Here is an 8,336-nt window from a genome sequence, read left to right on the forward strand (position 1 = left end):
ATGGGCATCGATCTTCCAGTTGTCTGGGCCGTCATCATCGCCTTTGGCCTGATGATGTATGTCATCATGGACGGGTTCGATCTCGGCATCGGCATCCTGTTCCCTTTCGTTCGCGACCGCGAGCAGCGCGACACAATGGTCAACACGGTCGCCCCGGTCTGGGACGGCAACGAGACCTGGCTGGTGCTCGGGGGGGCCGCCCTGATGGCGGCCTTCCCGCTTGCCTATGCCGTCATCCTCAGCGCGCTCTATCTGCCGCTGGTGCTGATGCTGCTCGGGCTGATCTGGCGCGGGGTCGCCTTCGAGTTCCGCTTCAAGGCCGACCAGCATCACCGGGCATTCTGGGACAAGGCCTTTGCCGGCGGCTCCTATGTCGCCACCTTCTTCCAGGGCGTGTCGCTCGGTGCCTTCCTCGACGGCTTCAAGGTCGAAAACAACGCCTATGTCGGCGGCGCGCTCGACTGGGTCACGCCTTTCAGCCTGTTCACCGGCTTCGGGCTGATTGTCGCTTATGCACTGTTGGGCAGCACATGGCTGATCATCAAGACCGAAGGCGTTCTGTATGACCGCATGGTCGCACTGGCGCGCCCGATAACGCTTGCCTTGCTGGCCGTCATCGGCATCGTCAGCCTGTGGACGCCGTTCGCCCATCCCGACATTGCCGAACGCTGGTTCAGCTTCCCGAACATCGTCTTCTTCTCGCCGGTGCCGATCCTGGTCCTTGTCGCCACCTGGCTAATTCTGCGCAGCCTGCAGGGCGCACCACATGCCGGGCCGTTCATCCTGGCGCTGTTCGTGCTGTTCCTTGGCTATAGCGGCCTCGGCATCAGCCTGTGGCCGAACATCATCCCACCTGACATCACCATCCGCGAGGCCGCCTCGCCGCCGCAGAGCATGGGCTTTGCACTGGTCGGCGCCCTGTTCATCATCCCCTTCATCCTCGGCTACACCGCATGGTCTTATTACGTGTTCCGCGGCAAGGTGAAAGCCGGCGAGGGCTATCACTGATGGCCGCCCCCTCGCAGGCACCGGTATCGTGGCCGAAGCGGATCGGCTGGCTGATCCTCATCTGGACAGTCAGCGTTCTGGGGCTCGGTGCCGTGGCCTACCTCTTCCGCCTGCTGATGAATATCGCCGGCCTTACCGTGTGAATTGCGGAACGATCTGATGTACAGCGACGTCTCCGAGGCGCCCGGCCCGCGCCTGCTTCATGACCGGATCTATGCCGGCGACATTCTTCGCTTCGGCGCACTTGTGCCGATGGCCGACCTCGTCAGCTTCACCCAAACCTTCCTGGAGGATGCGTTCGCGCCCTTCGCACCGGAGGAAATACATCGCCACCTGTCGCATCACGAGCAGACGGAGAGCTTCGCCCAGCGCCAGCGCGATTTCGCCCGGTCGCCGGAGGTCAGGCGGCTGTGGCGCGATGTCTTCGAGGCCTGCGGCCTGGAGGCGGAAGGGCTCGCACGAGATACCCTCTATCTCAGGTTCCAGCCGCACCAGGATCCGGGGAGCGTCGTGCCGCGTGCCCGCACCACCGCGACCATTGCCTTCCACCGCGACACCTGGGGTTCCAACCTCTATGCCCAGACCAATTGGTGGGCGCCGGTCTACGACATCGATGAAGGGCGCACCTTCGCGATCTACCCCTCGCTCTGGGATCGTCCGGTCGCGAACACCAGCGCCGACTTCGACCTTGCCGCGCTGCTGGAGCGGTCGAAGGCTGGTGGTCGCAACGCTGTCGACGCCGACGCGGCGATACCTCATCTGATCGAGGAGCTTGAGGTCGCAGACGCTACGCCGGTGGTCATCGCACCGGGTCAGATCATCGCGTTTTCCAGCGCTCATGCCCATGCCGGCGTGCCGAATTCGACCGGCCTGACCCGTATCTCGCTCGAAACACGCACCTTATGGATCGACGATGTTCGTTCAGGTCGCGGCGCGCCCAATGTCGACGGCTTTGCGCGCTGGATGTCGCCCGGCATGTTTCGCCGGGTGAGTGACGAGACCCCGCTGCATCAAATCCTTGGCATGAACCGGATCGAGCGTTTCGCCGGCCCACTGCCGAGCGCCATCCCCTAGACGACCATCAACGACATCGCCGACTGCTGCACGAGCAGGTCAGCGACTGTCCCAAGGCTTGCGGCAAGCGACGCCTGATTGGGCGCTGCACCCAAACCGAGGCGCACTGCCTCGGGTGCAGGCCCCGAAACCGAGAACGCATCGCTGGTGACGACGCCGATGCCGGCCGAGCGCAGGCGCGCGGCAAAGTCGCTCCGGCTCCAGCCAGATGGAAGCTTCAGCCAGACGTGGAAGCATTCGGCATTTGCCTGCACAAGGCTGGACGGCAGCAGTTGCGACGCGATCGCTTGCCGCTGCCTGGCTTCGCTTCGAATTGCCGCCAGCACGGATTGTGCAACCCCAGTCTCGATCCAGCGCGTGGCAAGCGAGGCCGTCAGCGGCGAGGCCATGCCGGCGGTGGCGCGGATGGCGCCGGCTAGATGGGCGACCGTGCGCTCCTGCGGCACCACCACATAAGCCACGCGCAGCGCCGGCGCCAGGCACTTGGCCAGGCCGGCAATGTGATAAGTGATTTCGGATGCGAGGGCCGCGAAAGTAGCCACCGGATTGACCCGCAAGGCGCCATAAGCGTCGTCCTCAACGATCAGCACATTGTGCTGGCGCGCGATCGCCACGATCTGCTCGCGCCGTACCTGCGACAGCGTCGTTGTTGTCGGATTGTGCAGCGTCGGCGTGCAGTAAAGCAGCTTCGGCGCGCGCTTGCGGCACACATCTTCGAACGCTTCGGGAATCAGCCCTTCCTCATCCATCGCCACGCCGATGACGCCGATGCGCAGATGCTCGGCAACGGCAAGCAGGCCGGGATAGGTCAGAGCCTCGGCGCAGATGGTTTCGCCCGGTGCTGCCAACGCCCCCAGCAGCGCCAGCAACGCCCCTTGCGCGCCCGGACAGACCATCAACCGACCAGGGCCGATATCGCCCAGACGCGGTGCCAGCCACATGGCGCCCGCGGCGCGGTCGCGCAGCGTGCCGCCGGCTTCCTGGTAGCGCATCAACAGGCCGAGCCCGTCGCCGGCCTGCAGTTCGGCGATGCCGTCCCACATCTTTGCTGCGAGCTCCGGATCGTCGAACCGCGGCGGCAGGTTCATGCTCATGTCGACGATACCGGTCACCGTCGACGGCGAGTTGGACGGACGACGCATCCTGACATAGGTGCCCTGCCCGACCCGACCTTCGACCAGCCCGCGCTTGCGCGCCTCGGCATAGGCACGGCTCACCGTGGTGAAATCGATGCCAAGCTGGTCGGCAAGTGTCCGCTGCGGCGGCAGCCGAAAGCCGCCGGGCAAGCGGCCAGACGCGATGTCGACCGACAAGGCGTCGGCAATCGCCAGATACAGCGGCCCGTCGGCCTTCGAGATCGCAGGCGACCAGACGTTGACTGTCATGGTGCAACAGGTTCCATCATCGTTGTCCATATATAGGCATAATGTATGCCCAAGGCCACCATCAATGCGTGGGTCTGGTTGACTGAACCCCCAACTGTTCGATCCGCAGATCCCTGTGGCTCAATCGCGCCCCGGTGGACGACGCCGAATTCGCATGGGATCATTCTGAAACCAATTGTTTAGGCTGGCTCCGGCTGCCCACTCATGTGGGCGGCCGCGAGAAGACAGGCCGTCTGCGCGACTTGTCGAGACGCTAACCAGGCAAGTTGTTGGCCGGCCTTGCGATCACTCCAAGGGTTGGCTCGTCGATCGGATTAGGAGTCGACCGCGACCAAGCGTGGTCGTCCCTCAGTCGTGGGTTCGCTAAGGCATATCCGTCTCTCGTATGAAAGATCGAACCGTTTCAATGTCCCACGACAGTGGGCGATCGTCGGCATAATGCGCGACACGTTCACGAACCGAGCGATAGATCGCATCCGTTCCAGGCGCGCGCGTTTCGTCGCCAGCCAGGAAGTCATGCGCTTGGGCTGCCGCCATCAATTCAATTGCCAGGATATATTCGGCGTTGTCGATGACCGCCAGCAGCTTGTTGGCGGCAACGGTCGGATGGGCGAGGAAATCTTCCTGCAACCCTGAGGTAACGCCGCCGTCGGTTGCAGCTGGGGCTGCGAGGCGGCGGTTTACATTGCTCAACGAGGCGGCAGTGTACTGCGCGATCATGAAGCCGGAATTGCAGCCGCCTTCGCTGGCGAGAAACGCCGGCAGGTTGTTGACGAGAGGATTGACCAGACGATCAATCCGCCGTTCGCTCATCCCCGCCACCTGAGCCAGCGCGATCGTCAGGCTGTCGGCCGCCTGACCCAGCGCCGGCGCAACGGCATGAGCCTCCGAAAAGACCAGCGGGTTTTCCAGCGTACCCGATACCGCCGGATTGTCGGTGACTGAGGCGAGCTCGCGATCGACAAGTTGCGCCGAACGCTCCGTCACTTCAAGCGCTGCACCGTGCACATGAGGCACGGCACGAAGGCTGAGTGCGTCCTGCGTCCGGCGCCCGCGTGCCGCGCTTATCAGGCCGCTGCCTTCGAGCAAAGCACGCAGCGTTACGCCTACTGCCTCAATGCCGGGTGACGGCCGCATAGCAAGCACTCGCTCGTCAAAGGCCTCCATCTGACCACCCGCGGCTTCAAGCGTCAGGGCCGCCGCAGCATCAGCCCAGCGTAACAGCCGTTCGACGCGCGCCAGCGCTACACACAGGAGCCCAGTTGCGCAGGCGGTGCCATTTACCAGGCTCAGACCTTCCTTGGCGCCAAGCACCAATGGCTCAACTCCAATGGCGGCCAGCGCATCACGGCCATTCATTCGGCGCCCGGCCACTTGCGCCCTGCCCTCACCGATCAGAACCAGCGCAATGTGGGCGTTGTGCGTGAGATATCCCGCTGACCCTCGTGACGGAACTTCCGGAATGCAGTCACGTTCCAGGAAGCGCAACAAGTGCAGAACGATCTCAGGGCGCACGCCAGAGTGACCATGTGCAAAGTTGGCCACCTGCGATGCGATAATGGCCCGGACGCTGTGCTCTGGAACTGGTTCGCCTACCCCGCAAGCATGGCTGAGGATAATGTTGCGCGACAGTCTTTCCTGCAAAGCTGGTTCGACCACCGTGTTCGAAAGCGCGCCGACCCCAGTGTTCACACCGTAAGCACGCACGCCGTTCTCAACGATACGCTTCACGATACGATTGGCATGTGCAACGCGTTCCCAGGCGGCTGGGGCAAGAGCCAGCATCTCACCTGAGGCAACCCGCGCGATATCGCGCCAATTTGGAGGGGTATCGATTGATATTACCATGGCATGCTCGCGAGATGGCTCATTGGTGACAGATGGCAGATGGCTGGCATTGGATCTGAGACGAGCCGCGACAACGCATCGGCTCGCACCAGTATTCCTCTGTCGGTGCCAACAGGCTGCAGACGCGCCTCCGCCAACTTGAGGTTCGCGCGCTGGAGCGAAGGTCATTCCTGCAGTCGCATGAGCAGCCATTGTGACGCCTGCCCACGCTAGCGTTTTTGATAAATGAGCGGTTCCGACAACCAGGCTACGAAAGCGACCTGGACCGGTCGAAAATGCTGCACCAAGGGCTGCCAGACAGGCTGGGCGGAAGATAGCTGTCCTCCACTCCAACCCGGAAGCGGGTGGGCATACCAACTCCGGCGCTACAGCTCGGCTCAAGGCATTCTGACCACGACGCTCAAGCTGTCCGGCCGCGCCAGCAGCGGTCGGACGCCAGATCGAGCGCCCGCCTCCCTCACTTACACGTGCAAAAGCCCTGATCTGCCGGTTAAGAACCGCAATCGACAGGCTATTCCTTGCAGCCTCCCGATCAATCTGATTCCCTGAGCCGGTCCGATTCGGGCAGGGGCGCTGCGCAGGAAACGGAACCATGAACACTTCCAAGAAACCTGAGATCTCGGAAATGAGGCCGAAGCTGACCGTTATCGGTGTCGGCGGCGGTGGCGGCAACGCCGTCAACAACATGATTGCCGAAGGTCTCGAGGGCACAGAGTTCATCGTCGCAAACACCGATGCTCAGGCGCTGACCATGTCGAAGGCCTCGAAGCTGGTTCAGCTCGGCGCGATGGTGACCGAGGGTCTCGGTGCCGGCTCCATGCCGGAGGTCGGTCAGGCGGCAGCCGAGGAATCGATCCATGAAATCATGGATCAGCTCTCCGGCACGCATATGTGCTTCGTGACCGCCGGCATGGGCGGCGGCACCGGAACGGGCGCCGCACCTGTGATCGCACGGGCAGCACGCGCGGCAGGCATCCTCACCGTTGCCATCGTGACCAAGCCGTTCACCTTCGAAGGCAAGCGGCGCATGCAGATGGCCGAACAGGGCATCGAGCTTTTGCGCCAGGCCGCCGACACGGTCATCGTCATTCCGAACCAGAACCTGTTCCGCATCGCCAACGCCAAGACGACCTTCGAGGATGCGTTCGGCATCGCCGACAAAGTGCTCTACTCCGGCGTCAGCTGCATCACCAACTTGATCGTCAAGGAAGGCCTGATCAATCTCGACTTCGCCGACGTGAAGACGGTGATGCGCGACATGGGCCGCGCCATGATGGGCACGGGCGTCGGCAGCGGCGAAAACCGCGCCAGCAAGGCGGCCGAAGCGTCGATCGCCAACCCGCTCATCGACGAAAATTCGATCAAGGGCGCCAGGGGCGTGCTGATCTCGATCTCGGGCGGCATGGACATGACGCTGTTCGAGGTCGACGAAGCCGCCACCCGCATCCGCGAGGAAGTCGGTGATGAAGCCGACATCATCGTCGGCGCGATCTTCGACAATTCGCTCCAGGGTCAGTTCAAGGTGTCGGTGGTCGCCACTGGCCTGGCAGCCCCGGCCTCGCAAGGCGAGCCGGTCGTCAACATGCGCGGCGAGCCTGCACCGGGTTCGATGCAGCCCTACCACTGAGGCCGAAGTGCCGGACCCCGGCCGCCGACGCGGCCGGGGGGCCAGATAGGCTGGCTCAGTCCCTGTTTCTTGTCATCTCGGCGGCAAAGGTGAAGTGGCGCATCACCAATGCCTGCAGGTGCTCGGACAGGCCGGCCTTCGCCACCGCCTGGCGCATGCATGTCAGCCAGAGATCGCGCAGTTCCGGACCGATCGCCACATGCGCGTGGATTTCCTTCAGCCGCGAATGCCCGTGCTTCTGAACGTAATAGCTCGGACCGCCGAAAAAGCCTGAGAGATAGTTGAACTGTTCCTCACGCGAATGCGCGACGCCATGCCCCCTGCGATGCAACAGATGCAGCTCGGCTGCAGCCTCGTCCTGCTCGACGATGTCGTAGAAGATTTCGACCAGCCGGCGTACGGCCTCTTCGCCTCCCAGCTCGAGATAGAGCGAACGCCCCTTTGGCTGTACAGTTTCATTCACGACAGGCGACCTCCTCCCAGTTGCGATCCGTGTCGCACTGACTGTCCGGACATCCGGCATCGCATTGTCAAAGCCTAGCAGCAGAGCCCCTGACGACAAGGGTGGCATACTGCGACTTATTAGCCATCACTCATTCGTCCCATCACTCATTCGTCGGTGACGATGATGTCCATCGGAATGTCGTGCGGCTGCGGATAGATCGTGGCGATCCGGCTGCCTGCGTAGCCGACGCCGACAACGAGCGGTCGCTTGGGCATCGCGGCAAGGGTGCGATCGAAAAAGCCGCCGCCATAGCCCAGCCGGTAGTTTGCCCCGTCGAACCCCACGACCGGCGCGATGACGACATCGGGCAGGATCGCCGGACCATTGGCGGGAACCAGGATGTTCCAGACACCGCGTTCGAGCGGATCGCCCGGCGACCAGGCACGGAACTCCAGCGGCCAAGCCTTCTTGATGACGACAGGCAAGGCGATCCTGCCGCCGCGCCCGATCACCCGGACAGCCCAGTTGCGAAGATCCGGCTCGCCGCGGAAAGGCCAATAGACACTGACGATCCGGCCGCTGACCTTGCCGATTGCCAGGTCGAGTTCGGCAGCGATGCGCTCGGAGCGAGCCTTGCGTTCCTCGGGATCGGCAAGCAGTCGCTCGTCAATCAGGCGCGCCCGCTCCGCCTTGCGCCATCGCGCGACATCAGGCCACGCGTCCATGGGATCCGTATCAGTCCGGAAGCCCGGTTCCAGTTCGTGCATGAAACAAGGGGGCGACGCGTATTCGCGCGTTTCGGGAGGAGCGCCTTTTTGGTCAGACATCATCTTCGTGTCCCGTCTTGGCAGCGAGATCGATCTCGACACGGAAAAGCTGCGCTCCGTCACTCCGAAAGGCAAACGGATTTAAATGCTGCATTGATGCAATTTTTTTGCACTAATGGCGT

The 8,336-nt window shown here is 63.0% G+C and carries 8 protein-coding genes; 4 read left to right on the forward strand and 4 right to left on the reverse strand.

Annotated features, from left to right (window positions below):
- From cydB to IG197_RS30380, 3 genes are read left to right on the forward strand one after another with little or no spacing between them, the layout of a single operon-like run.
- Nucleotides 1–1,008 carry a cytochrome d ubiquinol oxidase subunit II gene (cydB, locus tag IG197_RS30370; protein ID WP_067967817.1) on the forward strand — a complete coding sequence of 336 codons (1,008 nt, stop codon included), beginning with the start codon at nt 1–3 and terminating at the stop codon, nt 1,006–1,008.
- Nucleotides 1,008–1,151: a DUF2474 domain-containing protein gene (locus IG197_RS30375; protein WP_083948827.1), complete on the forward strand. Its 144-nt coding sequence runs from the start codon at nt 1,008–1,010 to the stop codon at nt 1,149–1,151. Before cydB ends, IG197_RS30375 begins: the two co-directional genes overlap by 1 nt.
- A gap of 16 nt (nt 1,152–1,167) precedes the next feature.
- Entirely contained in the window at nt 1,168–2,082 is a 915-nt protein-coding gene (locus IG197_RS30380) for a hypothetical protein (protein WP_192320309.1), read from the forward strand.
- Here IG197_RS30380 and IG197_RS30385 read toward each other — a convergent pair.
- Nucleotides 2,079–3,467, reverse strand: coding sequence for a PLP-dependent aminotransferase family protein (locus tag IG197_RS30385; protein WP_192320311.1), 1,389 nt, complete (start codon nt 3,465–3,467; stop codon nt 2,079–2,081). The two genes, IG197_RS30380 and IG197_RS30385, sit on opposite strands and share 4 nt — an antisense overlap.
- 363 nt (nt 3,468–3,830) lie before the next feature.
- Nucleotides 3,831–5,315: a histidine ammonia-lyase gene (gene hutH / locus IG197_RS30390; protein WP_192320313.1), complete on the reverse strand. Its 1,485-nt coding sequence runs from the start codon at nt 5,313–5,315 to the stop codon at nt 3,831–3,833.
- A gap of 592 nt (nt 5,316–5,907) precedes the next feature.
- Between hutH and ftsZ the strand changes: the two genes are divergently transcribed.
- Nucleotides 5,908–6,942: a cell division protein FtsZ gene (gene ftsZ / locus IG197_RS30395; RefSeq protein ID WP_192320315.1), complete on the forward strand. Its 1,035-nt coding sequence runs from the start codon at nt 5,908–5,910 to the stop codon at nt 6,940–6,942.
- A gap of 55 nt (nt 6,943–6,997) precedes the next feature.
- Here ftsZ and IG197_RS30400 read toward each other — a convergent pair whose 3' ends face one another.
- Nucleotides 6,998–7,405, reverse strand: coding sequence for a group II truncated hemoglobin (locus IG197_RS30400; RefSeq protein ID WP_067967807.1), 408 nt, complete (start codon nt 7,403–7,405; stop codon nt 6,998–7,000).
- A gap of 146 nt (nt 7,406–7,551) precedes the next feature.
- The gene (locus tag IG197_RS30405) at nt 7,552–8,214 is read right to left on the reverse strand and encodes a 5-formyltetrahydrofolate cyclo-ligase (RefSeq protein ID WP_246765469.1); all 663 of its coding nucleotides are present in this window, start codon (nt 8,212–8,214) and stop codon (nt 7,552–7,554) included.
- Nucleotides 8,215–8,336: the final 122 nt, after the last annotated feature.

The organism is Aminobacter sp. SR38, assembly GCF_014843375.1.
GTDB classification, from domain to species: domain Bacteria; phylum Pseudomonadota; class Alphaproteobacteria; order Rhizobiales; family Rhizobiaceae; genus Aminobacter; species Aminobacter ciceronei.

Excerpts from the sequence above, each read along its gene's own strand:
- cydB (WP_067967817.1), top strand. The coding sequence starts at position 1 with ATGGGCATCGATCTTCCAGTTGTCTGGGCCGTCATCATCGCCTTTGGC.
- IG197_RS30375 (WP_083948827.1), top strand. The coding sequence starts at position 1,008 with ATGGCCGCCCCCTCGCAGGCACCGGTATCGTGGCCGAAGCGGATCGGC.
- IG197_RS30380 (WP_192320309.1), top strand. The coding sequence starts at position 1,168 with ATGTACAGCGACGTCTCCGAGGCGCCCGGCCCGCGCCTGCTTCATGAC.
- IG197_RS30385 (WP_192320311.1), bottom strand. The coding sequence starts at position 3,467 with ATGACAGTCAACGTCTGGTCGCCTGCGATCTCGAAGGCCGACGGGCCG.
- hutH (WP_192320313.1), bottom strand. The coding sequence starts at position 5,315 with ATGGTAATATCAATCGATACCCCTCCAAATTGGCGCGATATCGCGCGG.
- ftsZ (WP_192320315.1), top strand. The coding sequence starts at position 5,908 with ATGAACACTTCCAAGAAACCTGAGATCTCGGAAATGAGGCCGAAGCTG.
- IG197_RS30405 (WP_246765469.1), bottom strand. The coding sequence starts at position 8,214 with ATGTCTGACCAAAAAGGCGCTCCTCCCGAAACGCGCGAATACGCGTCG.